This window comes from Burkholderia sp. Cy-637 (genome assembly GCF_011753175.1).
Classification (GTDB): Bacteria; Pseudomonadota; Gammaproteobacteria; order Burkholderiales; family Burkholderiaceae; genus Burkholderia; species Burkholderia gladioli.
The window spans coordinates 1-26,312 of record NZ_VWWC01000106.1; the positions used below are offsets into that span (position 1 = coordinate 1).

Genomic DNA, 26,312 nt, shown 5'->3' on the forward strand with positions numbered 1-26,312 from the left:
TCCAGCATCTGGCCGGGATGAAGGACTCGAAGGTGATCGTGGCGATCAACAAGGACGAGGAAGCGCCGATCTTCAGCGTGGCCGACTACGGCATCGTCGGCGACCTGTTCACGGTGGTGCCGGAGCTGGTGTCCGCGCTCGGCTGAGCCGCGGGCGGCATCGCGCATCGGTGACGAGGCGCTGAGCACCACGACCAAGGGGCGCGGCAAGCGCCCCTTTTTTTACCCATAAGCAGACAGAGGAGAGGAGCACCATGAGCTATATCGCGCCCGTCAAGGACATGCTGTTCGTGATGAAGGAGCTGGCCGGCATCGACGACGTCGCGAAGCTGCCCGGCTTCGAGGATGCCGGCTTCGACACGGCGCAGGCCGTGCTCGACGAGTCGGCGAAGTTCTGCGGCGAGGTACTGGCGCCGCTGAACGTCGAAGGCGACAAGCAGCCGAGCTCATGGAGCCAGGGCGCCGTGACGGCGACGGCCGGTTTCGGCGAAGCCTTCCGCCAGTTCGTGGCGGGCGGCTGGCAAGGGCTGCAGCATCCCACCGAGTACGACGGCCAGGGCCTGCCCAAGCTGATCGCCACGCCTTGCATCGAGATGCTGAACGCCTCGAACCTGTCCTTCGCGCTGTGCCCGCTGCTGACCGACGGCGCGATCGAGGCGCTGCTGACGGCCGGCACCGACGAGCAGAAGACGCGCTACGTGCCGAAGCTGATCTCGGGCGAGTGGACCGGCACCATGAACCTGACCGAGCCGCAGGCCGGCTCCGACCTCGCGCTGGTGCGCTCGCGCGCCGAGCCGCAGGGCGACGGCAGCTACAAGGTGTTCGGCACCAAGATCTTCATCACCTGGGGCGAGCACGACATGGCGGACAACATCGTCCACCTGGTGCTGGCACGCACGCCGAGCGCACCCGAGGGCGTGAAGGGCATCTCGCTGTTCATCGTGCCGAAGTTCCTGGTCAAGGAAGACGGCAGCCTCGGCGAGCGCAACGACGTCCATTGCGTGTCGATCGAGCACAAGCTCGGCATCAAGGCGAGCCCGACCGCGGTGCTGCAATACGGCGATCACGGCGGCGCGATCGGCTACCTGGTCGGCGAGGAGAACCGCGGCCTCGAATACATGTTCATCATGATGAACGCCGCGCGCTTCGGCGTCGGCATGCAGGGCATCGGCGTGGCCGACCGCGCCTACCAGAAGGCCGCCGCGTTCGCGAAGGAGCGCGTGCAGAGCCGCCCGGTGGACGGCTCGGCCAAGCAGTCGGTCACCATCATTCATCATCCCGACGTGCGCCGCATGCTCGGCACCATGCGCGCGATGACCGAAGGCGCGCGTGCGCTGGCCTATGTCGCCGCCGCGCACAGCGACCAGGCGCACGCGCATCCCGACGCAGCCGAGCGCGCGCGTCGCCAGGCCATCTACGAGTATCTGGTGCCGGTCGTGAAGGGCTGGAGCACCGAGATGGTCAACGAGGTCGCCAGCCTCGGCGTACAGGTGCACGGCGGCATGGGCTTCATTGAGGAGACGGGCGCGGCGCAGTACTATCGCGACGCGCGCATCCTGGCGATCTACGAAGGCACCACGGCGATCCAGGCGAACGACCTGGTGGGCCGCAAGACCGTGCGTGACGGCGGCGCCGTCGCGAAGTCGCTGCTCGCCGGGATCGACGAGACCGTCGAGGCGCTCGGCGCGCAGGACACGCCGGCCTTCGCCGCGATGCGCCGCCATCTCGCCGACGGCGCGAAGTCGCTGGCGGCCGCGGTCGAGTTCGTGGTCGCCAACACCAAGGGCGATCCGAACGCGGTGTTCCTCGGCAGCGTTCCCTACCTGAAGCTGGCCGGCATCGTGCTGTGCGGTTGGCAGATGGGACGCGCGTTGCTCGCCGCGCAGGCACGGCGCGCGGACGATCCGGCCTTCCACGACGCGAAGATCGCGATCGCGCAGTTCTATGCCCAGCACGTGCTGGTGCAGGCGCCGGCGATTGCCGCGTCGATCGTCAGCGCGACCGGCCAGGACAGCGTGCTGGCGCTGACCGAGGACCAGTTCTGAGGAAGGCTGTTTTGTCCTGCCGGGGCCGGCGGCTCGGCGGGACGCGAAAATGAAGAAGGGCACCCTTGCGGGTGCCCTTCTTGCATCGAGCCAGTGCTATGACGTGCTCAGGCGTAGGCGGGGCGCGGCTTGCCGACGGTCTCGTCGAGATAGCGGTGGACCGACAGGTCGTCGGCCTGGATCGCCGGCTTCTTGCCCGACATCAGGTCGGCCAGCAACTGGCCCGAGCCGCAGGACATGGTCCAGCCCAGCGTGCCGTGGCCGGTGTTCAGGAACAGGTTCGGCACGGGGGTGCGGCCGACGATCGGCGTGCCGTCCGGCGTCATCGGGCGCAGGCCGGTCCAGAAGCTGGCCTTCGAGGTATCGCCGCCGCCCGGGAACAGGTCGTTGACGCACATTTCGAGCGTCTCGCGACGGGCCTGGTTCAGGCGCTTGTCGAAGCCGGCGATCTCGGCCATGCCGCCCACGCGGATGCGCGAGTCGAAACGCGTGATCGCGATCTTGTAGGTCTCGTCGAGCACGGTCGACACCGGCGCGGCGGCCGCGTCGACGATCGGCGCCGTGATCGAATAACCCTTGAGCGGGTAGACCGGGATCTTGACGATGTTCGACAGAAAGCGCGTCGAATACGAGCCGAGCGCGACCACGTAGGCATCGCCGCGCACCAGCTCGCCGCTGCATTGCACGCCGGCGATCCGGCCGCCGGCGATCGCCAGTGCGTCGATCGGCGTGTTGTAGCGGAACTGCACGCCGAGTTCCTCGGCCATCGCCGCCAGGCGCGTGGTGAACAACTGGCAGTCGCCGGTTTCGTCGCCGGGCAGGCGCAGGCCGCCGGTCAGCTTGTGCGAGACCGCGGCGAGCGCCGGCTCGGCATTCTTCAACTGGTCGGCCGTCAGCAGTTCGAACGGTACGTTCGCGTCGCGCAGCACCGCGATGTCCTTCGCGGCACCGTCGAATTGCGCCTGGGTGCGGAACAGTTGCAGCGTGCCGCCGGTGCGTCCTTCGTAGGCGATGCCGGTGTCGGCGCGCAGCGCCTGGAAGCAGTCGCGGCTGTATTCGGCCAGGCGCACCATGCGGCCCTTGTTGACCGCATAACGCTCGGCGGTGCAGTTGCGCAGCATCTGCCACATCCACTGCAACTGGAAGCGCGTGCCGTCCAGACGGATCGCCAGCGGCGCATGCTTCTCGAACATCCACTTGACGGCCTTCAGCGGCACGCCGGGCGCGGCCCAGGGGGCGGCGTAGCCGGGCGAGATCTGGCCCGCGTTGGCAAAGCTCGTCTCGAGCGCGGGGCCCGCCTCGCGATCGATCACCGTCACCTCATGGCCGGCGCGTGCCAGATAATACGCGCTCGTCACGCCCACCACGCCGCTTCCCAGAATCACCACACGCATAGCTGCTCCAGACGAAAAAAAGCGGAACCCGCCGGGGGCGTTGCCACGCCACTGCCTGCACGTTCCGACCTGGTTTTTTTCGCTATGGTATTGTCGACGTCCCAGTTTTTGTTATTGTATTTTTTCGATTTTCAGAAAAAACAGCATGAGAACTCAACGTCAACCGGTACGCGCGCTGGACAAGCTGGACCGCCGGATCCTGCGCCTGCTGCAACAGGACGGCCGCATGGCGATGAAGGACCTGGCCGAGCAGGTCGGCCTGACCGTCACGCCCTGCATCGAGCGCGTGCGCCGCATGGAGCGCGATGGCGTGATCACCGGCTATCACGCGCGCGTCGACCCGGCCCAGCTTGGCGCGGCGCTGCTGGTGTTCGTCGAGATCACGCTCGACCACAAGAGCGGCAACATGTTCGAGCAGTTCCGTCGCGAGGTGATGAAGATCGACGAAGTGCTCGAGTGCCACCTGGTGTCGGGTGATTTCGACTACCTGATCAAGGCCCGCATCGGCGAGATGGCAGATTACCGCAAGCTGCTCGGCGACATCCTGCTGCAGCTGCCTGGGGCCGTGCAGTCGAAGAGTTATGTGGTGATGGAGGAGATCAAGGAGACGCTGAGCATCGCCGTCGACGATTGATCGCGGCCGGCCCGCGCCCGAATCGTCGAACGGCCGGAATCCGGCTTGGCAGCGCACGTCGGAATACTGTATAAATACACAGTATCTGGCGCGGCAATATTTCGCTTGCGCCTGCCGTGACGAAGAGGCGTGATGAGCGATCGATCCGATACCGAATATCCGGTGGCGCCGCCCGTGCCGCGCAAGGGGCGCGGCGCCGTGGGCAACCTGCAGGGCCGCTACGAGACCGACCAGCGCGAGGGTGTCGACGACGGCTGGCTCGGCGAGGACGACGAGGCGCGTCCCGCGCTGCGCACCCAGGTGTTCGACGAGCGCGCCAAGAGCATCCTGACGCGCAACGCCTCGCCCGATATTCCCTTCAATGTCTCGCTGAATCCGTATCGCGGCTGCGAGCATGGTTGCATCTACTGTTTCGCGCGGCCGACCCACAGCTACCTCGGCCTGTCGCCGGGCCTCGATTTCGAGAGCCGGATCTATGCCAAGGTCAATGCGGCGGAACTGCTGGAGCGCGAGCTCGGCAAGCGCGGCTACGTGCCAGAGCCGATCGCGCTCGGCGTCAATACCGACGCCTACCAGCCCTGCGAGCGCGAGCGTCGCATCACGCGCGAGGTGATCCAGGTGATGCACGATCACGGCCAGCCCTTCGCGGCGATCACCAAGTCCTCGCTGATCGAGCGCGATCTCGACCTGCTCGCGCCGATGGCAGAGCGCGGCCAGGTGATGGCGGCCGTCACGATCACCACGCTCGACGCCGATCTGGCGCGCGCGCTGGAGCCGCGCGCGGCCACGCCTTCGCGTCGGTTGCGCACGATCCGCGCGCTGGCCGAGGCGGGCGTGCCGGTCGGGGTCAGCATCGCGCCGGTGATCCCGTTCGTCACCGAGCCCGACATGGAGCGCGTGCTGGAGGCCTGCTTCGAGGCCGGCGCCACCCATGCGAGCTACATCGTGCTGCGCCTGCCCTGGGAGGTGGCGCCGCTGTTCCGCGAGTGGCTGGGCGCGCATTTCCCCGATCGGGCCGAGCGTGTGATGGCGCGGGTGCGCGACATGCGCGGCGGCAAGGACTACGAGTCCGATTTCGCCAGCCGGATGAAGGGGGAAGGATTGTGGGCCGACCTGCTGAAGCAGCGCTTCCAGAAGGCGGTCAAGCGTCTCGGGCTCAACGAGCGCACGCGCGGCATCCTCGATTTCACGCAGTTCCGCGCGCCCGAGCGGCCGAAGGCACCGGCCACGCCGCAACTGAGCCTGTTCTAGGCAGCTTGTCTCGGTTGCTTGTCTCGCCGCTTATTGCGATAGCTCCCTGGCGGCCTGTACCTGCGATTCGAAGTAGGTCTGGAACGACAGCGCCAGCGCCGTCATCAGCAGGAAGGCGCCGATCAGCAGCGAGAAGATCACCACGAAGATCACGGTCCAGCCCGAGCGACTGCTTTGCTCGCTTTGCGCATTGAATTGCGCATCCCACTTCTCGTCGGCGCGCAGCCCGTAGACGATCGCGGTCAGGAAGGCGGCGAACAGCGAGATCGCGCCGGGCACCGCCAGGCACCAGCCGAGCAGCGAGGCGCGTGCGGTGGCGACGAGCAGCAGCAGGCCCGGCACGCCCAGCACGACGCCGAGCAGGTGCGCCCAGCCGACCGGGTCGCGCTGTCCATATAGATAGAAGCGATGCGCGCCGAGCGAGCCGAACAGGAAGGCAAGGGCGGCGGCGAGGGTCTTCGAGCGAAAACGCGGCGACTGGGATGGCATGGCGGACCGGGGCAGGGGCGGCGCGAATGGGGCTTTCGAGGTTCAGGGCGGCATCGCCACCGGGGCGATGCCGTCAGCCATTCTACGATGCGATGGAGGGTCGGTCACCCGACCGCGCTAAGTGCCCGGTATAAGTGATCCGGTAGATCGCGTTGGCGTAGTCGTCGCTGATCAGCAGCGAGCCGTCGGGCAGCGGCAGCACGTCGGCCGGGCGTCCCCAGACCTGCTCGCCCGGCTGCAGCCAGCCCTGCGCGAACACCTCCATGCGTGGCTTGCCGCCGTCGGGGCCGGTGCTCACGCGCACCACGCGGTAGCCGGACTTGCTGCTGCGGTTCCAGGAGCCGTGCTCGGCGATGAAGATCGCATTGCGATAGTCGGCCGGGAACATCGAGCCGGTATAAAAACGCATGCCGAGTGCGGCGACGTGCGCGCCCAGCTTCAGCGCCGGCGGCGTGAAGCCGCTGCAGGGGTGGCCCTTGCCGTATTGCGGGTCGGCTACGTCGCCGGCGTGGCAATAGGGATAGCCGAAGTCGAGGCCGGCGCGCGGGGCTCGGTTCAGTTCATCGTCGGGGACGTCGTCGCCGAGCATGTCGCGGCCGTTGTCGGTGAACCAGAGTTCGTGCGTGACGGGGTGCCAGTCGAAGCCCACCGTATTGCGTACGCCGCGCGCGAAGTTCTGGTAGTCGCTGCCGTCGGCGTTCATGCGCCCGATCATCGCGTAGCGGTCGCGATCCGGTTCGCAGATGTTGCAGGGCGCGCCAACCGGAACGTAGAGCTTGCCGTCCGGCCCGAAGGCGATGAATTTCCAGCCATGCTGCCGCTCGCTCGGCAACTTGTCGGTGACGACCACGGGCTTGGGCGGCTGGTCGAGCCGCTCGTCGATGCCGTCGAGCCGCAGGATCCGCGAGATCGCGGAAATATAGAGGGCGCCGTCGCGCCAGGCCACGCCGACCGGCATCTCCAGCCCGCTGGCCACCACGTGGCGCGCGACCACGCGGCCGTCGCGAACCGTCAGCGCATGCACGCTGCCCTCGGTGGAGCCCACATACAGGATGCCGCGCGGCGACCAGGCCATTTCGCGGGCATTGGCGAGATCGACCGCGAACACCTCGGCGTGGAAGCCCGGCGGCAGCTTGAGCCGTTCGACGGGCGGCGGCGCGGCTTCGGCAAGGCTTGTTGCCAGGACCAGACAGGCGGCCAGGCAGGCGGCGCCGGCGGCCCGCAGGCGCCGCCGCGCGGCGGCGAAGCGGCGGCTGGTAGGCGCGAGACGCGCCGAGAGGCGTGAGCTGACACGTGGGACGAGGCGGGGGGCTGGAGCGCGCATGGACGATCCGGGAAGAGCGTGCGCGGCGGCACGGTCCAGCAAGTGTAGGCGCTCGGGCGGGAATCGGCAGCGGGCCGGGTTTTCGGGGCCCCGCGCTTTTTTGTACGGTAAGTGTTTGTTATGCCGTCGGTTTCCAGCTATAATCGCGTGTTTCAGCAGTTTCGAACCCGGTTTTCCGAAGGACTTCATATGGTTATCATCCGTCTGGCTCGCGGCGGCTCGAAGAAGCGCCCGTTCTACAACATCGTCGCTACCGATTCGCGCAACCGTCGTGACGGCCGTTTCATCGAGCGCGTCGGCTTCTACAACCCGGTCGCCACCAAGGGCGAATCGCTGCGTATCGCCCAGGATCGCCTGACGTACTGGCAAGGCGTTGGCGCACAACTGTCGCCGACCGTCGCCCGCCTCGTGAAGGAAGCGGCAAAGGCACAACCGGCCGCCTAAGTCATATGGCGCCGTTTTCCGGTGGTCGCGGCCGCGAGGTGGTCTGAATGTCCGGTCACGATTCATCCGGTGATGCAAAGCGCGGCACACGCGAAGCCTCCACGTTTGGCGTGTTCGTCCGCAAGCCGTCGGAGCGCGCACCCGCCAAGGGTGGCGCGAAGCCGGAGGCAGCAGGTGACAAGCCGGTCCCGAGCTCGGAACGCCTCGCCGCGGCGCAGTCCTGGCCCGACGATGCGGTCGAGGTCGGCGCGATCGTCGATGCCTACGGCCTGAAGGGCTGGGTCAAGATCGCACCGCATGCCGGTGCCGGTCGCGGCGGCGATGCGCTGCTGAAGGCCCGTACCTGGTGGTTCGAGAAGGGCGCCGAGCGCCTGGCAGTCAGCATCACGCAATCCAAGTTCCACAGCGATACCGTCGTCGCGCATCTGGCCGGCCTGGCCGATCGCGATCAGGCGCTGGCCTTGCGTGGCTACCGCGTCTACGTGCGTCGCGAGGATTTCCCGGCGCTCGACGCGGACGAATTCTACTGGGTCGACCTGATCGGCCTGGATGTCGTCAACGAGGCGGGTGTCGAACTCGGTCGCGTCGGTGACATGATCGACAACGGCGTGCACTCGATCATGCGGGTCGACTATCCGGCCAGCGGCAAGGATGGCAAGCCCGTGCGCGGCGAGCGGCTGATCCCGTTCGTCGGCGTGTACGTGAAGACGGTCGATCAGGCGGCGAAGCGTATCGTCGTCGATTGGGAAGCCGATTACTGAAATGAACGACGCAAAGGAGCGCGCGATGCAGTTCGATGTCGTCACGCTCTTTCCCGAGATGTTCCATGCGCTGACCGACTGGGGTATCACCAGCCGGGCCGTCAAGCAGGGGCGTTTCGGCTTGCGCACGTGGAACCCGCGCGATTTCACGACCGACAATTACCGCACGGTCGACGATCGTCCCTACGGCGGCGGCCCCGGCATGGTGATGCTGGCCAAGCCGCTGGAAGCGGCGATCGGCGCGGCGAAGGCCGCGCAGGCGGAGCAGGGGATCGCGTCCACGCGGGTCGTGATGATGTCGCCGCAAGGCGCGCCGCTCACCCACGAACGGGTGGTGCGGATGGCCGACGAGCCCGGCGTGGTGCTGCTTTGCGGCCGCTACGAGGCGATCGACCAGCGTCTGCTCGATCGTTGCGTCGACGAGGAAATCAGCCTCGGCGATTTCGTGCTGTCGGGCGGTGAACTGCCGGCGATGGCCTTGATGGACGCGGTGGTGCGGCTCTTGCCCGGTGTGCTGAACGACGCGCAATCGGCCGTGCAGGACAGCTTCGTCGATGGCCTGCTCGATTGCCCGCATTACACGCGTCCCGAGGAATACGACGGCGTGCGCGTGCCCGATGTGCTGCTCGGCGGCCATCACGCGGAAATCGAGAAGTGGCGGCGCCAGGAAGCGTTGCGCAATACGTGGTTGAAGCGCCCCGACCTGATCGAACGGGCGCGCAGCCAGCAGTTGTTGAGTCGGGCCGACGAGGCCTGGCTCGCAAGTCTCGCGAAGGCCGCGAGGAAGGCCTCGACCTGAGGCGTTCCGGCGGTGCTCCGGGAACCAAGGCGGTGTCGCGCACGCGTGCGCGGCGCCAGTTGTGAATCCATCCTCTATCGGGGCCGAGTCCGGGAACGGACGGGCGCAAACGCCGACAAGATGGCATTGGGAGTCAGTAATGAATCTGATCGCAAAACTTGAGCAGGAAGAGATCGAGCGCGCGCTCGCAGGCAAGACGATCCCCGAATTCGCCCCCGGCGATACGGTGATCGTGAACGTGAACGTGGTGGAAGGTAACCGCAAGCGCGTTCAGGCTTACGAAGGCGTCGTGATCGCGAAGCGCAACCGTGGCCTCAACTCGGCTTTCATCGTCCGCAAGATTTCGTCGGGCGAAGGCGTCGAGCGTACGTTCCAGACGTACTCGCCGCTGCTCGCGAGCATCGTCGTCAAGCGTCGCGGCGATGTCCGCCGTGCCAAGCTGTACTACCTGCGTCAGCGTTCGGGCAAGTCGGCTCGAATCAAGGAAAAGCTGGTGTCGAAGGATCGCACGGCAGCTACCCAGCAAGAGCAGGCGTAAATGCTGTAAGGAAAAAGCACCCACCCGGGTGCTTTTTTTATTCCGGCGCGACAATACGGTTTCCGTCAGACTTTTCCGCGAGCGCCCCCCCGTGATACGTCGCCCGATCATCGACCCCGAAGTGCTGCCCGTCGAATCGACGGGCGCCGGCCTGCCGCGCGTTCCCGATTCGGTGCTGACGCCGGTGGGTTTGCGCGAGCGTTTCGCGCAACATCACGCGTGGACGCAGGAGCCGGCCGAGGCGCGCCTGGGCGAGCAGGGCGATCCGCGCATCGCCGCCGTGCTGGTGCCGCTGGTGGCGCGTGCCGATGGCCTCACCGTGTTGCTGACACAGCGCGCCGATCACCTGACCGACCATCCCGGGCAGATCAGTTTCCCGGGCGGGCGCCACGAACCTAGCGACGCCGATTCGACCGCCACCGCGCTGCGCGAGGCCCGCGAGGAAATCGCGCTCGACCGCGAGCACGTCGAGGTGCTGGGCGCGCTGCCCGACTACCTGACGGGCACCGGCTATCGCGTGACGCCGGTGGTTGGCATCGTGCATCCGCCCTTCACCGTGCAAGCCGACACGCTCGAGGTCGCCGAGATCTTCGAGGTGCCGCTGGCCTTCCTGATGGCGCCCGAGCGTCATGAAGTGCGCCTGTTCAAGTGGGAAGGCGGCGAGCGTCGTTTTTTTGCGATGCCCTATCCGAACGGGCGCGACGACGGCCATTACTTCATCTGGGGGGCAACCGCCGGCATGTTGCGCAATCTGTACCGTTTCCTTGCCGCGCAGCCCTGAACCGATGCCCGCACGAGCCGAACCGACGAGGCGGACCCGAACCCTCGCGCGGGTCCGCTGTGCTATCGTTATGCGAAAAATCGTATAACCCAGAACGGCACGGCCTTTCGCATGACTTTCTTTTCGGTTCTCCTCGCCCTCATCATCGAGCAGGTGCGCGCGCTGTCGCCGGGTAACCCGGTCTTCGCGCTGTTCCAGTTCCATGCGGAAACCGCGGCGCATGGTTTCGACGCCGGCAAGAAGAAGCATGGCGTGCTGGCCTGGCTGGTGGTGGTGGTGCCCTGGGTGCTGGCGGTCGCGCTGGTCTACTACCTGCTGTTCAAGCTCAGCTTCGCGTTCGCCTTCGTCTGGAACGTGGTGGTGGTCTATTTCACGCTCGGCTTCCGCCAGTTCAGCCATTACTTCACAGACATCCATCTCGCCCTCAACAACGACGACGTGCCGCGTGCGCGCGAGGTGCTGGCCGAATGGACCGGCATGGACACGGTCGACATGCCGGTCGGCGAGATCGTCCGTCATACGCTGATCCACGCCGTGGTGGCCTCGCACCGGCACGTGTTCGGCGTGTTCTTCTGGTTCGTGCTGCCGTTCGGCCCGGCCGGCGCGGTGCTGTACCGGATCGCCGAATACCTGTCGCGCAGCTGGTCGGTGCCGACCGACGATCGCACCGAGGCGTTCTCGAATTTCGCGCAGCGCGCCTTCTTCGTGATCGACTGGATTCCCTCGCGGCTGACCGCGCTGGGTTTCGCCATCGTCGGCAATTTCGAGGATGCGATCTACGCCTGGCGCAACCACACGCGCCAATGGCCCGATTCGAACGACGGCGTGCTGCTGGCCTCCGGCAGCGGTGCGCTGGGCGCGCGGCTGGCCGGTCCGCTGGCCGAGCCTTCCAGCGTCGATGCCCTGTCGGTGGGCGACAGCGGCCCGCTGTCGGTCGGCGACGACTGCACGCCGCGCACCCTGCAATCGGCGGTCGGCCTGGTCTGGCGCGCCGTGATCCTTTGGATGATCCTGCTGCTGATGCTCACGCTCGCCGTCTGGGTGTCCTGAGCGCCAGCACGACGATGGCCGGGAGGCGGCAGCGCCTCCCCAACGAAAAAGCCGGCTCACGCGAAGCCGGCTTTTTCGTTTCCGGGCCGCCGCTCGAGCCGGCGCTCAATCCGCCGGTCCGGCTTCCTCGTCACGCGGATCGCGGGTTCGCCCGCAATGCCAGCAGGCCGTGAACTGCGCGTCGAGCACCTCGCCGCAGCCGCCGCAGCGCCAGCGCGTCGCGCCCGCCGGCGGTCCCGAGCGCGCCGCCTCGAGGATGCGCCGCGCCAGCGCCGTGTCGCGCTCGTCGTGCAGCCAGATCTCGGGCGCGCACTGATCGGGCGGCAGCCCGCCCAGCGCGCCGGTCGCGAAGCGATTGTGCAACTCGCAGCCGATCCCGGCCGCGTCCAGCACATTGACCCAGTGGTGGGCGGTGGCGAGGTCGGGGGCGGTGAAGCGCATCGACGCGAGGCGGGCGGGGCGGGCAGCGTGCGCCTTCAGCGCACGATCTGGCTGGCCTCGTGGACCAGTTGCGCATACAGCGCATGACGCGATTTCGCGATCCGCCCATCCTCGACGGCCGCCAGGATCGCGCAGCCCGGCTCGTGCAGGTGATGGCAGTTGTAGAAGCGGCAATCGGCCAGCAGCGGCCGGAATTCCGGGAAGGCGCGCTCGAACTGGCCTTCGGTCAGGTGGTAGAGCCCGAACTCCTGGAAACCCGGCGAATCGATCAGGGCGCCGCCGTCGGCGAGCGGATAGAGCCGCGTGAAGGTGGTGGTGTGGCGGCCGCTGTTCAGCGCCGCCGAGATCTCGCGCGTGGCGGCCTCGGCCTCGGGCACGATCAGGTTCACCAGGGTCGACTTGCCCATCCCCGACTGGCCCAGCAGGATCGTCGAATGGCCGGCCAGGCGCGGCATCAACTGTTCGAGCGTCGCCTCGGGCGCGCCCTTCACCGACAGCTCGACCACGTCGTAGCCGAGCTCGCGATACGGCGCGAGCCGCTCGCGCGCCACCGGCAGCGCGGCCTCGACGTCGATCTTGTTGAGCACCACGATCGGCTTGAGCTGGTTCGCCTCGGCCGCGATCAGCGCGCGGCCTAGCAGGTCCTCGCTGAAATACGGCTCGGTGGCCAGCACGATCAGCAACTGGTCGAGATTGGCCGCGAACAGCTTGGACTTGAACTGATCGGAGCGATAGAGCAGGTTGCGGCGCGTCTCGATCTCGACGATCACGCCCTGGTCGGCCGAGCTGCGCTCGTAGACGACCCGGTCGCCCACCGCCACCTCGCTCTTCTTGCCGCGCGGGAAGCACTGCAGCATCGGCCCGCCGTCGGCCGGCGCGACCAGGTAATGGCGCCCGTGCGCGGCGATCACGCGGCCGCCGAGGCGCTCGGCGCCGCCCTTGGCCGGACGAGCCGGCGTTTGTTGACGGCCGCGCGTCATGCCGGGCGCAGCAGTCGGTCGATCCGCTGCGAGGCGGGCGGATGCGAGTAGTAGAAGGCGGTATAGACGGGGTCCGGCGTCAGCGTCGAGGCGTTGTCCTCGTAGAGCTTCACGAGCGCGTTGACGAGGTCCTGCCGGTCGGTCTGGCTGGCCGCGAAGGCATCGGCCTCGAACTCGTGCTTGCGCGAGCTCATGCTGCTCAGCGGCGTGACGAAGAACAGGAACACCGGCACCGCCAGGAAGAACAGCGTCAGCGCGAGGCCGGCGTTGCTGCCCGCCATCGAGGGCAGGGCCCCCAGCCCGGTATAGAACCAGGTGCGCCCGGCGAGCCAGCCCAGCAGGGCCAGCAGCGCGAGGCTCAGCACGAAGGTGACCAGCATGCGCTTGACGATGTGGCGGCGCTTGAAGTGGCCCAGCTCATGGGCCAGCACCGCCTCGATCTCGCTGCCCGACAGGCGCGCCAGCAGCGTGTCGAAGAACACGATGCGCTTGGCGGCGCCGAAGCCGGTGAAGTAGGCGTTGCCGTGCGCGGAGCGGCGGCTGCCGTCCATCACGAACAGGCCCTTGGCCGCGAAGCCGCAGCGCTTCATCAGGCCCTCGATGCGCGCGCGCAGCGCCTCGTCGCCGAGCGGCTCGAACTTGTTGAACAGCGGCGCGATGAAGCTCGGATACAGCACCAGCACCAGCATCTGGAAGGCGACCCAGACGATCCAGGTCCACAGCCACCAGAGCGGGCCGGCGCGGTTCATCAGCCACAGCACCACGAACAGCAGCGGCAGGCCGAGCAGGGCGCCGACCGCGGTATTGCGGGCCAGGTCGGCGAAGAACAGCTTGCGCGTCATGCGGTTGAAGCCGAAGCGGCCCTCGATGCCGAACTGGCGCACGTAGTCGAAGGGGATCTCGACGGCGCTGGTGATCAGCAGCACGGCCGCGATCAGCAGGATCTGCTGGCCGTAGCCGCCGCCGAGCCAGCCGCGCAGCGCGTGGTCGATCGCGCCGACGCCGCCGAACAGCGTCAGCGCGATCAGCAGCACCGCGCCGGCGACGATCTGCAGCATGGTCAGCCGGGTGCGCGCGACCGTGTAGTCGGCGGCGCGCTGGTGCGCGGTGAGCGGGATGGTGTCGCGGAACTGGGCGGGCACCGCGCCGCGATGGGCGGCCACGAAGCGGATCTGGCGCGTGGCGAGCCAGAGCTTGGTGCCGACCATCGCGAGGATGGCGGCGGCGAACAGCAGGGTGAACGGGTAGGCGGACATCGGGGGAGGCCAGTGGCCAGTGGTATCTATGCGAGAATTATATGTTCTTGCGGTCGGGGCCCGCTCATCGGACCTCGAACAGGCTTCGGCCGCCATGGCAGGGCGCTCGCCGCTGCCGATCTTCCAGGAAAACCGTATGACCGAACTCCCCGAATCCGCCGGCCAGGCCACGCTCGTGCGCAACGAGCTCAATCTCGTCTGGCTCGACATGGAAATGACGGGTTTGAACCCGGATAGCGACCGCATCATCGAGATCGCCGTGGTCGTCACCAACTCGACGCTCGACAAGACCGTGGAAGGCCCGGTGCTGGCGATCCACCAGAGCGACGAGACGCTCGCCAGGATGGATGCCTGGAACCAGTCGACGCACGGCCGTTCGGGCCTGATCGACCGCGTGCGCGCCTCCACCGTGAGCGAGGCCGAGGCGGCCGCGCAGATCCAGGATTTCCTCGCGCAATACGTGTCGCCGGGCAAGTCGCCGATGTGCGGCAACTCGATCTGCCAGGACCGCCGCTTCATGGCGCGCTGGATGCCCGAGCTGGAAAGCTTCTTCCATTACCGCAACCTCGACGTCAGCACCCTCAAGGAGCTGTGCCGCCGCTGGCAGCCGGCGATCTACAAGGGTTTCCAGAAGCGCGCGATGCATACCGCGCTGGCCGACATCCACGAGTCGATCGACGAGCTCAAGTACTACCGCGAGCATTTCCTGATTCCGGCGGCCAGCGCCGGTACCGCGGACGCCTGAGCCGGGCGGGGCGGCCGAAGGGCCGCTTTGCCGCCGTTCTGAGCCGGATTCAGCCGGCCCTGGCCGGCCTTCAGGCTTCGCGCGGCGGTCGCTGCGCGCTCTTGGGCCGGAACGCGGCCGTCACGTCCGTGCGCGTCTCGATGTAGGGGCCGCCGATCAGGTCGATGCAATAGGGCACGGCGGCGAAGATGCCCGGCACCACCACCTTGCCGGCCTCGTCGCGCAAGCCTTCCAGCGTTTCCTTGATCGATTTCGGCTGCCCCGGCAGGTTGATCACGAGCGCGGCATGATCGGCCGTCTCGCGGATCACCGCCACCTGCCGCGACAGGATCGCGGTCGGCACGAAGCGCAGGCTGATCTGGCGCATCTGTTCGCCGAAACCCGGCATGTCGCGGGTCGCCACCGCCAGCGTGGCTTCCGGCGTCACGTCGCGGCGCGCCGGGCCGGTGCCGCCGGTGGTCAGCACCAGGTCGCAGCCGGCCACGTCGACCAGCTCGACCAGGGTGGCCGAGATCAGCGGCGCCTCGTCGGCGATCAGGCGCGTCTCGGCCCGCCAGGGCGAGACCAGCGCGCCGCCGAGCCAGGCCTCCAGCGCCGGGATGCCCTGGTCCTGGTAGTCGCCGCGGCTGGCGCGGTCGCTGATCGAGACCAGGCCGACGATCAGTTCGTCGGGGTGCTTACGATTCGTCGTCATCGTGCTCGGCTTCGTCGTCGTGCTCGCCTTCGCCTTCGGCATCCTCGCCGGGCTTGCCGCTGACGGTCTTGATCCACTGGAACAGCTCGCGGAAATAGCGCGGCGGCTTGCCGATCTGGGCTTCCTTGCGGGTGTTGCGGATCAGGGTGCGGCCTTCCTGGGCGTCGGCGGCCGGGTAGTCGCGGATGAAGCGCGTGAGCGCCTCGTCGTCGGCGAGCAACTGGTCGCGGGTGCGCTCGATCCAGTGCAGGCGCGCGGTGGCGGCCTTGTTCACGCCGCGCTGCGTGTCGAGCGCGGTGCGCAGCGCCTCGATCTCGGGCTCGACCAGCGAGCGCATCACCTTGCCGATGTACTGCATCTGGCGGCGCTTGCCCTCGTGGTCGGTGATGCGGCGCGCCTCGCGCACGGCGTCGTTGAGCGCTTCCGGCATCGGCATGCGCTTGAGGGCGTCCTTGGGCAGTTCGACCAGGTCGCGGCCGAGCTGCTGCAGCGCGTGCATCTCGCGTTTCAGCTGGGATTTGCTGGGGCGATCGTAGCCATGGTCGGCGTCGTCGTCGCCATGCTCGATCGATTGGATACGGGTTTTGCGGTTCATGGGCGAGATTGTATCGCGGCGCGGGCCCCGGCCGGTCGCGCGATGGTTCCGGGCAGGGGCGGGGCCTGGATAGGTAGCCGGCGCCGGACCTTGCTATGATCGCGGGATACGCCTATTTCGAACCACGCGGGCGACCCGCCCGCCACCGGACAACACGACGATGCCTGCTCACACCGACGCACCCGCGCGCCATTTCCCGCACACGCAGGAGCAACTGAAAGAAATCGCCTCGGACATCCTGCGGCACGCGAAGGCGCTCGGCGCGTCCGACGCGGCGACCGAAATCTCGGAAGGCGATGGCCTGTCGGTGTCGGTGCGGCGCGGCGAAGTCGAGACCATCGAACACAATCGCGACAAGATGGTCGGCGTCACGGTGTTCATCGGCAAGAAGCGCGGCAATGCCAGCACCTCGGACTTCTCCCCGGCCGCGCTGAAGGACACCGTGGCGGCCGCCTACAACATCGCGCGCTTCACGGCCGAGGACGAGGCGGCGGGCCTGGCCGAGGCCGAACTGCTCGAGACCGAGCCGCGCGACCTCGATCTCTACCATCCCTGGGCGCTGTCGGCCGACGAGGCCGTCGAGATCGCGCGCCGCTCGGAGGACGCCGCCTTCGCGGTGAGCCCGCAGATCCGCAATTCCGAGGGCGCGAGCGTCTCGGCCCAGCATTCGCAGTTCGTGCTGGCCACCTCGCGCGGTTTCCTCGCCGGTTATCCCTATTCGCGCCACTACGTGGCCTGCGCGCCGATCGCCGGCAGCGGCCGCCACATGCAGCGCGACGACTGGTACAGCTCCAAGCGCAATGCCGACGACCTCGCCGCGCCCGAGGCGGTCGGCCGTTACGCCGCCGAGCGCGCGCTGGCCCGCATGGGCTCGCGCCGGCTCGATACGCGCAAGGTGCCGGTGCTGTTCGAGGCGCCGCTCGCGGCCGGGCTGCTCGGCGCCTTCGTGCAGGCCACCAGCGGCGGCGCGCTGTACCGCAAGACCAGCTTCCTGGTCGACTGCCTCGGCAAGCCGGTGTTCGCCCCGCACGTGCAGGTGGTCGAGGATCCGCACGTGCCGCGCGCGATGGGCAGCGCGCCGTTCGACGAGGAAGGCGTGCGCACGCGCGCGCGCAGCGTGGTCAAGGACGGCGTGGTGGAAGGCTACTTCCTGTCGACCTACTCGGCCCGCAAGCTCGGCACGCAGACCACCGGCAATGCCGGCGGCTCGCACAACCTCGCGCTGCGCAGCACGAACACGCGCGCCGGCGACGATTTCGACGCGATGCTCAAGAAGCTCGGCACCGGCCTGCTGCTGACCGAGTTGATGGGGCAGGGCGTGAACTACGTGACGGGCGACTACTCGCGCGGCGCGGCCGGCTTCTGGGTCGAGAACGGCGTGATCCAGTACCCGGTGGAGGAGATCACGGTGGCGAGCACGCTGCAGGAGATGTTCCGCCACATCGTCGCGATCGGCGCCGACACCATCGTGCGCGGCACCAAGGAAATCGGTTCGGTGCTGATCGAGCAGATGACGATCGCGGGGCAGTGAGACCGCGGCGGGCAGCCGCCCGCCAGCCTTGAACGAAAACGGCGCCGCTCGATGCGGCGCCGTTTTTTTGTGGGCGCGGCGTGGCCTCAGGCCGGGGCCAGGCGCGTGTAGCCGACGAAGGCGTAGTCGAAGTCGTTGGGCGCGCCGGCATGATGCGTCTCGCGCGAGACTTCGCGCCAGCGGGCCGGATCCGGTGCCGGGAAGGCGGCATCGCCCTCGAAATCGGCGTCGATCTCGGTGACGATCAGCTTGTCGGCCTGGCCGAGCCCTTCGGCATAGAGCTGCGCGCCGCCGATCAGGAAAGCCTCGGCCGCGCCGTCGCGCGCGGCCACGGCCAGTGCCTCGGCCAGCGAGCCGACCGTCTCGCAGCCCTCGAAACGGCGTGCCGCATCGCGCGTGACCACGATGTTGCGGCGCCCCGGCAGGGGGCGGCCGATCGATTCGTGGGTCTTGCGGCCCATCACGATCGGCGCGCCCATGGTGGTGCGCTTGAAGAAGGCCAGGTCCTCGGGAAGCTTCCAGGGGAGCTGGTTGTCACGGCCGATCACGCCATTGCGGGCGCGCGCGACGATCAGGGTCAGGGTGGTCATGACGATATCCGGAGCAGGCTGCAAAGCGAGAGATTCTACCGGATCGCCTGCCGCGGCAAGGCTCGCGCGGCCTGCTCGGGCTTCATCGACCGCTGGGTCCGCTCAGCGACGAGGCGGCTCCCCTGAGCCGTCGTCCCCGCCGTCGTCTTCGCGAGACGCGTCGGGGCCTCCCTGGCCGGAAGCCGTTGCGTCCTCGGCCATCCCATCGGCCTTCCCGCCGCCCATCGTCTCGCCCGGCCCCGGCGCCTCATGGCCGTCGTCGTTCGCCCCGCGCGTCAGGTCGCCATGAGCCATCTCGCGCAGGCCATGGGCGTCCATCAGCCGGTACAGCGTGGCGCGCGAGATGCCGAGTTCGAGCGCCGCGTCGGTCAGCCGATGGCGATGGCGCAGCAGGGCGGCCTCGATCGCGCGGCGCTCGGCGCTCTCGCGCGCGTCGGCGAGCGTGACGGCCTGCTGCGAGGCGTAGTCGCCGAGATCGAGGTCCATCGCCGACAACAGCCGCCCGTCGGCCATCACGATCGCGCGCCGCACCCGGTTGATCAGCTCGCGCACGTTGCCGGGCCAGGGATAGCGGCGCATCGCGTCGAGCGCGCATTCGGTGAAGCCGTGGATGCGCCGTACCCCGTCGCCGCCGAACTTGCGCAGCACATGGCGCGCCAGCAGGTCGATATCGCCGCCGCGCTCGCGCAGCGGCGGTTCGTCGACGCGCAGCACGCACAGCCGATGATAGAGGTCGGCGCGGAAGCGTCCGTCGCGCACTGCCGCCTCGAGATCGACATGGGTGGCGCACAGCACGCGCACGTCGACGGCGATCGACTCGCGCGCGCCGAGCCGCTCGATGCGGCCTTCCTGCAGGAAGCGCAGCAGGCCGGCCTGGCTGTCGACCGGCATGTCGCCGATCTCGTCGAGGAACAGCGTGCCGCCATGCGCGGCCTCGACCCGGCCGATCTTGCGCTGGGTCGCGCCGGTGAAGGCGCCGCGCTCATAGCCGAACAGTTCCGATTGCAGCAGCGTGTGGGGGATCGCGCCGCAGTTGATGGCGACGAAGGGAGCCTTGCGGCGCGCCGAGCGCTCGTGGATCGCCACCGCGGTGAGCTCCTTGCCGGTGCCCGATTCGCCCGCGATGAACACGGGTGCGTCGGTCGAGGCGACCTTGCGGATTGTGCGGAACAACTGCTGCATGGCTTCGCAACTGCCCACCATCTGCTCGTCGCCGCCCGCCGCCGCGGCCGTCGACGGCTCGGATTCGCCCAGCGCGATCATGCCGTAGGCATGGCCGACCAGGTAGTCGAGCGTGGCGGGCGGCGCCGGGTGCCTGACGTAATCGAAGCAATACTGACGGATCAGTTGCCTGACGGCCGGCTCGTCCAGGCGGGCCTCGCCGGTCAGGGCGATCCAGCCGATCCGCGGCTGGCGCAGCGCGCGTTCGAGCGCGGCCAGTTCGCGCGGCGCGAAGGCATCGAGATCGACGATGCCGGCGCTGGTGGCGTCCTGCCCCGGGCGCCGGACGGTGTCCTGCGCGGAGCGGCAGACCTGGACCTGCCAGCCGCGCGCGCGCAGGTGGGCGACCAGCGCGGCATCGGGCGTGCGCGACAGATAGACGAGCGGACGCATCACGGACTCCGCGGGAACGATCGGCGGCGGCGCGATGAACGGGCCGGCCGACAGCGAGGTGTCGGAGTCGAGCATCATCGGTTCCGGCGGCCAGGGAGCGGGTGCGGTGTGGCCCGCCCGCGAGAGCGGGGCTCGATACGCGCGAATGCCTTGCGGCGTGCCATGGCCATGGCGGTGCTCCCGTTATGGAATGCCTCGCCGCACGCGGCCCGGGAGCCGTCGCGACGAGGCGGCCCGTGACGCGCCTGCGCGCGACCCGGGCCGGTTTCGATGCAGCGGCGTCACGCGGTGCGCGACGCCGTGGCGGCACTCAGTGGCCGCTGTTGAGCGCGGCGATCGCCAGGCCGTTGTGCTGCAGGTTGCCCGCGCCGCCGGCGATGTTCACGCCGATGTTGCCGGTCGCGCCGGTGAGCGTGTTGGCGCCGAGCATCGCGGTGCCGACGAAGCGGCCGTTGATGGCGGCACCCGCCACCTGGGTGTTGTCGTCGGTGGCGAGCATCGCGACCGTGCTGGCCTGGGCTGCGTTGGCGGTGGTCATCGAGCCGGCCAGGCTGTTGTTCTGCACGTTGCCGATGCCGACCGTCACGTTCACGCCCACGTTGCCCGAGGCCTGCGCGAGAGAGCCGTCGCCGAGCGAGGCATTGAGCACGAAGTTGTCGATGCGCGCATGGCCGGCCGAGGACTGGTTGCTGAAGATCTGCGCATTGCCGAACACGTTGCCGATGTCGACCGAGGCGAGCGACACGTCGTTGCTCTGCACGTTGTCGATGCCTTCGGCGAGGTTGATGCCGAGGTTGCCCTTCACGCCGGTGGCGGCGCTGTTGCCGGTGGTGGCCGTCAGCGTGCCGGGCTGTTCGGTGTCGACGACCTGGGTGAGGCTGCCGGTGGTGGCCACGCGCGTCGAGTCGTAGGTGCTGCTGTAGCCCCAGGCCGCGGCGCGCGACGATTCCGCGTGCTCCTGTCGCGAGATGGAAGCGTTCGAACTGTCATGAGCCTCGCTGCGCGTCGCGCCCGCGCTCCAGGCCGTGCCGAAGCGGGCCTGCGTGCTGCTGCTGCTCGCGTCGGCATGCTGCTGCGTCGATCCGGAGGCATTCGCGTAGGACGTGCCGCCCCAGATCGCGCCAGCGCCGCCGACGATGTAGCCGCTTTCGTTCTGCGAGGCGCTGCCGCCCGCCACGAAGCCGAACAGGCCCGGCAGGAAGTAGCCGCTGAGCTGCGCCGACTGGCTGGTACCGGCCGCGCCGGCCGCCCCACCGGCGATGAAGGCCGAGCCGCCGCTGTTGCCCGATTGATGCAGGCTCGACGACTGGTCGAGCGTCGTGCTCTGTTGGGCCGACGCGGTGTTGTACGCGCCGCCCGCGATCCAGCTGCTGCCGCTGCGCGAGCTCGATTGCGAGGAGGCGGTCTGGATCGAGGCATCGAACGAGGCGCTCTGCGCCGAGGCACGATAGGACGAGCCCTGCACGCGGGTGCTGGCCGACACATTGTCGACGCTGGTGGTCACCGCGCCCTTGGTATAGCTTTGCGCGAGCGGCTCGAGCGAGACGTGGTTCAGCACCACCGCCTGGTTGTTGTTGATGAGCGCACCGGCGCTGCTCGTGACGTGGGCGGCGCCGTACAGGCCGACCACGCCGAACACGCCGACCGCCTCGGTCACGGCAGTCAGGTCGTACAGGTGGGCGTCGGCCGCGTAGGCCGAGCCGGCCGTGGATGCGAGGATGGCTGCTGCGATGACGGTGCGCTTCATGCGGATCTCCAGGTTGAAATGGACTGCGGAATAAAAAGCGTGCCTGCCGGGGGACAAGACACGAAAAGCGGTATCGCCGAGCTGCGATCGACGATACGAACCGCGACGGGCAGCCGGCCGGCGCCCGATAAAATTATTCGGATGACGAAATGATCGATGCGGCTCGGCCAGGTTGCGGCGCACTTCATCTCGACTCCCTCGATATCGAACTGCGATCGCGCCGGGTTCAGCGGCGCAGGTAGCTGATGCGGCTGCCCTGCACCGGACGCGGTGCGCCGGCGGGCAACGGCACCGACGGCCTGGGCGGCGCGATCTCGTCCCACAGCGTGACCGCGCCGCCGCCCGTGCGCAGGGTGGCGGCCACCGCCACCAGCATCGACGTTCCGACCGCGCGGCCGTGCTGCGCGGCCAGCGTCGTATCGTCGAGCAGGTGGCCGAACCGCAACGGCATCGCCGCGGCCGGGTCGGCGTCGCCGTCCGTCTCGGCCAGCGCCGCGAACGACAGCAGCGCCATCAACACCGCAAGGCCGGCCTGGGTTCGGGGATGTCGTCTCATGGGGCGGATCTCGTGTCCTGGCATGCCGCTGATGGAGCGAAATGCGTGCCACCTTCGCGCAAGGGGCGCCGCGCAAGGCTCGCGTCGTGAAAGACGGGCATCGAGGGCCGGCGGATTCGCGAAAGTGTTTCAGTTCTGAAACGCGCCTCGTACGGATTACTTCGGATACTCAAGGGATGCGAAAGCGCTGACACTGATTCAAACGTATTCGCAGCCTTGTCGCGAAGCGGGTTTCGATAGACGAATCGTCAGCGGCACACCAAAAAAAGCCGCGACGATCGTTCACAAAAGTTAAAGCTGTGGCGGGTGGAGTCGGCGTAGATTGGCTTGCACCGGCAGGACAACAGCACAAGAACAAAGCAGTACCCATCAAGGCCGACGGGTCGCGGCCGATAGAAGATATGCGCCTTATTGCCGGGGAGACTTCAATGTCTGCAACAGGACGCGTGGATCGTACGACCCCCATCCCGTGAGGTTTCGTTCGATCCCGTGGATGCACGCGTCGCCACGCGTGCCGGAATCGGACGAAGGATGGTGCGATGGAAATCGGCACTAGGCATTTGATCTATTTTTCGCGCGACCCGAGCGCTGAACTGCAACGCTGCTTCGATGCGCGCGGCTGGCGCGTCGACGTGGTCGACTCGGCACGCGAGTTGCGGCGCGCCGCGGCGCGCGGCGGCACGGCCGGGGGGCTGCTCGATGTCTCGGGCGGCGTCGCGGCCAACGACCTGGGCGACGTCGAGACCTGCCTGACCACGCCGAACGTCGGCTGGATCGCGGCCACCGGCCCCGGCCAGATGCAGGACCTGGCGCTGCGCCGGCTGGTGCGCGACTACTGCTTCGACTACGTGACGATGCCCTGCGATCGCGAGCGCATCGTCGAATCGGTCGGGCACGCCTACGGCATGATCCGGCTGACCGAGCCGCCGCATTCGCCCGCGCGCGGCGAGGGCGAGATGGTCGGCGCCTGCGACGCGATGCTGGCGCTGTTCCGCACCATCCGCAAGGTCGCCTCCACCAATGCGCCGGTATTCATCGCGGGCGAATCGGGCACCGGCAAGGAGCTCACCGCGGTGGCGATACACGAGCGTTCCGCGCGTGCCGAGGCGCCCTTCGTCGCGATCAACTGCGGCGCGATCCCGCATCATCTGCTGCAGTCCGAACTGTTCGGCTACGAACGCGGCGCCTTCACCGGCGCGACCCAGCGCAAGATCGGCCGGGTCGAGGCCGCGCATGGCGGCACGCTGTTCCTCGACGAGATCGGCGATCTTCCCCTGGAGAGCCAGGCCAGCCTGCTGCGCTTCCTGCAGGAAGGGCGGATCGAGCGGCTGGGCGGCCATGCCTCGATTGCCGTCGATGTGCGGGTGATCTGCGCGACCCATGTCGACATGGAAGCCGCGCTGCGTTCCGGGCGCTTCCGCGAGGATCTCTTTCATCGGCTGTGCGTGCTGAAGGTGGTCGAGCCGCCGCTGCGCGAGCGTGGCAAGGACATCGAGGTGCTGGCGCGCCATATGCTGGAGCGCTTTCGCGGCGATGCGAGCCGGCGCCTGCGCGGTTTCGCGCCCGACGCGATCGCCGCCCTGCACAACTACGGCTGGCCCGGTAACGTGCGCGAGCTGATCAACCGGGTGCGGCGCGCGGTGGTGATGGCCGAAGGGCGCACCATCACGGCGGCCGATCTCGAGCTGGGCGAGTTCGTCGCCTCCGAGCCGGTGTCCCTGCTGGCCGCGCGCGAGGCCGCCGAGCGGCGCGCCATCGAGATCGCGCTGCTGCGTCATCGCGGGCGCTTCGCCGATGCGGCGCGCGAGCTGGGCGTGTCGCGCGTCACGCTGTACCGGCTGATGGTCGCGCACGGCATGCGCGAGCGCGAGCAGGACCTGGTCGGGCTGGCGGTGCCGGCCGTCGGCTGAGCCGGCCGCCGACCCGGCGGCGAGAGGCTTGCTAGAATTGCGGGATGCGGCCGCGCTCGCGGCCGAAGGAACCCGCATGAAACAGTATCTCGATCTCGTCCGCTCCATCCTCGACACCGGCACCTGGCAGGAAAATCGTACCGGTATCCGCACCATCAGCATGCCCGGCGCGATGCTGCGCTTCGACCTCCAGCAAGGCTTTCCGGCCGTCACGACCAAGAAGCTGGCGTTCAAGTCGGCGATCGGCGAGCTGGTCGGCTTCCTGCGCGCCTCGCGCAGCGCGGCCGAGTTCCGCGCGCTCGGCTGCAAGGTCTGGGATGCCAACGCCAACGACAATGCCGCCTGGCTGGCCAATCCCTATCGCAGCGGCCTCGACGATCTCGGCGACGTCTATGGCGTGCAATGGCGGCGCTGGCCCGGCTACAAGGTGCTCGACGCGCAGGCCACCGGGCAGATCGAGGATGCGCTGGCGCGCGGTTATCGCATCGTCACGCGCTTCGAGGAAGAGGGCGCGCAGCAGGTGCTGCTGTACAAGGCGATCGACCAGCTGCGCGACTGTCTCGACACCATCATGCGCGACCCGTCGAGCCGCCGCATCCTGTTCCATGGCTGGAATCCCGTGAAGCTCGACGAGATCGCGCTGCCGGCCTGCCATCTGCTCTACCAGTTCCTGCCCAACCCGGTCACGCGCGAGATCTCGCTGTGCCTGTATATCCGCAGCAACGACGTCGGCCTCGGTACGCCGTTCAACCTCACCGAGGGCGCCGCGCTGCTGTCGCTGGTCGGCCGGCTGACCGGCTACACGCCGCGCTGGTTCACCTATTTCATCGGCGATGCGCACATCTACGAGAACCAGCTCGACATGCTGAACCAGCAGCTCGAGCGCGAGCCCTATGAAAGCCCGCGCCTGGCGATCGCCGATCGCGTGCCGGAATACGCGAAGACGGGCGTCTACGAGCCGGAGTGGCTGGAGCGCATCGAGCCCACCGATTTTTCGCTGGAAGGCTATCGGCACCACGCGCCGTTGACCGCGCCGATGGCGGTCTGAACGCGGCTGCGCTCGTGAAGTTGGAAAGCCCGCGCCTTGGAGGCGCGGGCTTTTTTGTATCCGTCGGTGCATGCGCGAGACGCGTGGCGGTCAATGACGCGGCTCCTGTCGCCCCGGTGCTGGCGACGCGTGCTGCACCGGTGCCTGGTGCGGCGCCTTGACGTGCGGCGGCGGTGCCGCCGGGCGCTCGAAATGCGGTGCCGGCGGCGGCGCGGCGGGTCGCTCGAAATGCGGTTGCTGCTGCGGTTCGAAATGCGGCTGGGGCCGTTCGATGCGAGGTGCCTCGACACGCGGGGCTTGCGGGGCTTCGAAGTGCGGTTGCGGCCGCTCGACCTGCGGTGCTGGCTGGCGCTCGGGCGGCCGGGCGAACGCTGGCTGGGGCGTCGGCGCACGCGGTTCGGCACGAGGTTCGACGCGCGGCTGGGCCGCTTCGGCGCGCGCTCCTTCCACTCGCGGTTGCTCGGGCTGCGCATGCGGCTGCGGAACGAAGCCCGGCCCACGTGAGGGCTCTGCCTGCTGAGCGGCCGGGCGTCCGCCGCCGAAGATGGCGGGCGCGCCCGGTGTCGCGGCATGCGGCTGCGCATTCTCTCGCGCTCCGGGTGCTTCGTTTGGCCGGAACTGGCCGGCCGCGCGCTGCTGTTCGATCGGCGCGTGCGGCTGCGTCCAGGCCGGCTGCGTGCTCGCGCCGGGACGTCCCCCGGGCACGCCTTCCCGGCCAATTTCGGCGGGCGGCCGCGGCACGCCATTGCCCGCTGCCACGGCGCCCGGCGCCCGGTTGCCCGGCACGGCCATGCCAGGATGCGCGGCGAATGCCGCCGCGCCCGGCGTACCGGGTGCACCCGGCACCGCACGCTGCCCGGGCTCCTGCTGCATCCGGCCGGGCTCTTCACGCGGCATCCGCTGGCCGCCGGCGGTGGCGCTCACGGCGGGTACCGGCCGGCCCGGCTGCAACACCGGTCCGCGCGGATTGACGAGCTGCACGTTGCGCATCGCCCACTGATTCGACGCGCCCGGGCTGGTGCCGGCCAGGTGGGTCGGCCGAGGCGCGTAGTTCGGCGGAGTCGCGCTGCGTACCACCGGCGCGCCGGCGCCGGGC

General features: G+C 68.5%; 25 protein-coding genes and 2 pseudogenes. 14 read left to right on the top strand and 13 right to left on the bottom strand.

The window, feature by feature from the left end:
• Both F3J10_RS23775 and F3J10_RS23780 read left to right on the top strand, forming a co-directional pair.
• A pseudogene (locus F3J10_RS23775) lies at nt 1–146 on the top strand (electron transfer flavoprotein subunit alpha/FixB family protein); the annotation flags it as partial.
• Nucleotides 147–253: 107 nt separating this feature from the next.
• On the top strand, nt 254–2,044 hold the full coding sequence (locus F3J10_RS23780) for an acyl-CoA dehydrogenase (protein ID WP_166914147.1): 1,791 nt from the start codon (nt 254–256) through the stop codon (nt 2,042–2,044).
• Between the two features lie 107 nt (nt 2,045–2,151).
• Here F3J10_RS23780 and F3J10_RS23785 read toward each other — a convergent pair whose 3' ends face one another.
• Nucleotides 2,152–3,438, bottom strand: a complete 1,287-nt coding sequence (locus tag F3J10_RS23785; protein WP_166914145.1) for a D-amino acid dehydrogenase — start codon at nt 3,436–3,438, stop codon at nt 2,152–2,154.
• Between the two features lie 145 nt (nt 3,439–3,583).
• On the opposite strand from F3J10_RS23785, the gene F3J10_RS23790 reads away from it, so the two are divergent.
• The gene (locus F3J10_RS23790; RefSeq protein WP_013697018.1) at nt 3,584–4,072 is read left to right on the top strand and encodes an Lrp/AsnC ligand binding domain-containing protein; all 489 of its coding nucleotides are present in this window, start codon (nt 3,584–3,586) and stop codon (nt 4,070–4,072) included.
• Nucleotides 4,073–4,204: 132 nt separating this feature from the next.
• Nucleotides 4,205–5,323: a PA0069 family radical SAM protein gene (locus F3J10_RS23795; RefSeq protein ID WP_025099009.1), complete on the top strand. Its 1,119-nt coding sequence runs from the start codon at nt 4,205–4,207 to the stop codon at nt 5,321–5,323.
• 30 nt (nt 5,324–5,353) lie between these two features.
• Here F3J10_RS23795 and F3J10_RS23800 read toward each other — a convergent pair whose 3' ends face one another.
• Together F3J10_RS23800 and F3J10_RS23805 are read right to left on the bottom strand one after the other, a co-directional pair.
• Nucleotides 5,354–5,812: a TM2 domain-containing protein gene (locus tag F3J10_RS23800; RefSeq protein WP_025099008.1), complete on the bottom strand. Its 459-nt coding sequence runs from the start codon at nt 5,810–5,812 to the stop codon at nt 5,354–5,356.
• An 82-nt stretch (nt 5,813–5,894) separates the two neighbouring features.
• The gene (locus F3J10_RS23805) at nt 5,895–7,136 is read right to left on the bottom strand and encodes a sorbosone dehydrogenase family protein (RefSeq protein WP_167243128.1); all 1,242 of its coding nucleotides are present in this window, start codon (nt 7,134–7,136) and stop codon (nt 5,895–5,897) included.
• A 189-nt stretch (nt 7,137–7,325) separates the two neighbouring features.
• On the opposite strand from F3J10_RS23805, the gene rpsP reads away from it, so the two are divergent.
• The 6 genes from rpsP (at nt 7,326) to F3J10_RS23835 (ending at nt 11,509) form a co-directional block, all read left to right on the top strand.
• Nucleotides 7,326–7,580 carry a 30S ribosomal protein S16 gene (gene rpsP, locus F3J10_RS23810; protein WP_013697022.1) on the top strand — a complete coding sequence of 85 codons (255 nt, stop codon included), beginning with the start codon at nt 7,326–7,328 and terminating at the stop codon, nt 7,578–7,580.
• A gap of 47 nt (nt 7,581–7,627) precedes the next feature.
• Nucleotides 7,628–8,341 carry a ribosome maturation factor RimM gene (rimM, locus tag F3J10_RS23815; protein ID WP_167243129.1) on the top strand — a complete coding sequence of 238 codons (714 nt, stop codon included), beginning with the start codon at nt 7,628–7,630 and terminating at the stop codon, nt 8,339–8,341.
• A 1-nt stretch (nt 8,342) separates the two neighbouring features.
• On the top strand, nt 8,343–9,140 hold the full coding sequence (gene trmD / locus F3J10_RS23820) for a tRNA (guanosine(37)-N1)-methyltransferase TrmD (RefSeq protein WP_025099005.1): 798 nt from the start codon (nt 8,343–8,345) through the stop codon (nt 9,138–9,140).
• Nucleotides 9,141–9,279: 139 nt separating this feature from the next.
• Nucleotides 9,280–9,678 carry a 50S ribosomal protein L19 gene (gene rplS / locus F3J10_RS23825; protein WP_013697025.1) on the top strand — a complete coding sequence of 133 codons (399 nt, stop codon included), beginning with the start codon at nt 9,280–9,282 and terminating at the stop codon, nt 9,676–9,678.
• Between the two features lie 91 nt (nt 9,679–9,769).
• The gene (locus tag F3J10_RS23830) at nt 9,770–10,459 is read left to right on the top strand and encodes a CoA pyrophosphatase (RefSeq protein WP_166914135.1); all 690 of its coding nucleotides are present in this window, start codon (nt 9,770–9,772) and stop codon (nt 10,457–10,459) included.
• Between the two features lie 111 nt (nt 10,460–10,570).
• Nucleotides 10,571–11,509, top strand: a complete 939-nt coding sequence (locus F3J10_RS23835) for a CobD/CbiB family protein (protein WP_025099004.1) — start codon at nt 10,571–10,573, stop codon at nt 11,507–11,509.
• A gap of 105 nt (nt 11,510–11,614) precedes the next feature.
• Here F3J10_RS23835 and F3J10_RS23840 read toward each other — a convergent pair whose 3' ends face one another.
• From F3J10_RS23840 to F3J10_RS23850, 3 genes are read right to left on the bottom strand one after another with little or no spacing between them, the layout of a single operon-like run.
• Nucleotides 11,615–11,950 carry a DUF2007 domain-containing protein gene (locus tag F3J10_RS23840; RefSeq protein ID WP_013697028.1) on the bottom strand — a complete coding sequence of 112 codons (336 nt, stop codon included), beginning with the start codon at nt 11,948–11,950 and terminating at the stop codon, nt 11,615–11,617.
• Between the two features lie 35 nt (nt 11,951–11,985).
• Nucleotides 11,986–12,930, bottom strand: a complete 945-nt coding sequence (gene rsgA / locus F3J10_RS23845; RefSeq protein ID WP_013697029.1) for a ribosome small subunit-dependent GTPase A — start codon at nt 12,928–12,930, stop codon at nt 11,986–11,988.
• Nucleotides 12,927–14,186, bottom strand: coding sequence for a M48 family metallopeptidase (locus F3J10_RS23850; protein WP_025099003.1), 1,260 nt, complete (start codon nt 14,184–14,186; stop codon nt 12,927–12,929). Before F3J10_RS23850 ends, rsgA begins: the two co-directional genes overlap by 4 nt.
• Nucleotides 14,187–14,322: 136 nt before the next feature.
• On the opposite strand from F3J10_RS23850, the gene orn reads away from it, so the two are divergent.
• Nucleotides 14,323–14,931 (top strand): oligoribonuclease, encoded by a 609-nt coding sequence (orn, locus tag F3J10_RS23855; protein ID WP_167243130.1) that lies wholly within the window; start codon nt 14,323–14,325, stop codon nt 14,929–14,931.
• Between the two features lie 70 nt (nt 14,932–15,001).
• On the opposite strand, the gene mog is transcribed toward orn, so the two are convergent.
• Together mog and yjgA are read right to left on the bottom strand one after the other, a co-directional pair.
• Nucleotides 15,002–15,625, bottom strand: a complete 624-nt coding sequence (gene mog, locus F3J10_RS23860; RefSeq protein WP_167243131.1) for a molybdopterin adenylyltransferase — start codon at nt 15,623–15,625, stop codon at nt 15,002–15,004.
• On the bottom strand, nt 15,609–16,220 hold the full coding sequence (yjgA, locus tag F3J10_RS23865) for a ribosome biogenesis factor YjgA (RefSeq protein WP_167243132.1): 612 nt from the start codon (nt 16,218–16,220) through the stop codon (nt 15,609–15,611). The genes mog and yjgA overlap by 17 nt, the downstream gene beginning before the upstream one ends.
• Nucleotides 16,221–16,380: 160 nt before the next feature.
• On the opposite strand from yjgA, the gene pmbA reads away from it, so the two are divergent.
• The gene (gene pmbA, locus F3J10_RS23870; RefSeq protein ID WP_013697034.1) at nt 16,381–17,751 is read left to right on the top strand and encodes a metalloprotease PmbA; all 1,371 of its coding nucleotides are present in this window, start codon (nt 16,381–16,383) and stop codon (nt 17,749–17,751) included.
• 86 nt (nt 17,752–17,837) lie between these two features.
• Here the strand turns inward: pmbA and F3J10_RS23875 are convergent, their stop codons facing one another.
• The 4 genes from F3J10_RS23875 to F3J10_RS23890 form a co-directional block, all read right to left on the bottom strand.
• Nucleotides 17,838–18,341 (bottom strand): dihydrofolate reductase, encoded by a 504-nt coding sequence (locus tag F3J10_RS23875; protein ID WP_167243133.1) that lies wholly within the window; start codon nt 18,339–18,341, stop codon nt 17,838–17,840.
• Nucleotides 18,342–18,443: 102 nt separating this feature from the next.
• Nucleotides 18,444–20,030 carry a sigma-54 dependent transcriptional regulator gene (locus tag F3J10_RS23880; protein ID WP_240155696.1) on the bottom strand — a complete coding sequence of 529 codons (1,587 nt, stop codon included), beginning with the start codon at nt 20,028–20,030 and terminating at the stop codon, nt 18,444–18,446.
• 235 nt (nt 20,031–20,265) lie between these two features.
• Nucleotides 20,266–21,702, bottom strand: a complete 1,437-nt coding sequence (locus F3J10_RS23885) for a cell wall anchor protein (protein WP_167243135.1) — start codon at nt 21,700–21,702, stop codon at nt 20,266–20,268.
• 226 nt (nt 21,703–21,928) lie between these two features.
• Nucleotides 21,929–22,258, bottom strand: a complete 330-nt coding sequence (locus F3J10_RS23890) for a hypothetical protein (RefSeq protein WP_166914126.1) — start codon at nt 22,256–22,258, stop codon at nt 21,929–21,931.
• A 539-nt stretch (nt 22,259–22,797) separates the two neighbouring features.
• Here F3J10_RS23890 and F3J10_RS23895 point away from each other — a divergent pair.
• Both F3J10_RS23895 and F3J10_RS23900 read left to right on the top strand, forming a co-directional pair.
• Complete coding sequence (locus F3J10_RS23895) at nt 22,798–24,168, top strand: sigma-54 dependent transcriptional regulator (RefSeq protein WP_025098995.1); 1,371 nt, start codon at nt 22,798–22,800, stop codon at nt 24,166–24,168.
• 76 nt (nt 24,169–24,244) lie between these two features.
• Nucleotides 24,245–25,216, top strand: a complete 972-nt coding sequence (locus tag F3J10_RS23900) for a thymidylate synthase (protein WP_025098994.1) — start codon at nt 24,245–24,247, stop codon at nt 25,214–25,216.
• A gap of 90 nt (nt 25,217–25,306) precedes the next feature.
• Here F3J10_RS23900 and F3J10_RS23905 read toward each other — a convergent pair.
• Nucleotides 25,307–26,312, bottom strand: a pseudogene (locus F3J10_RS23905) (FecR protein); the annotation flags it as partial.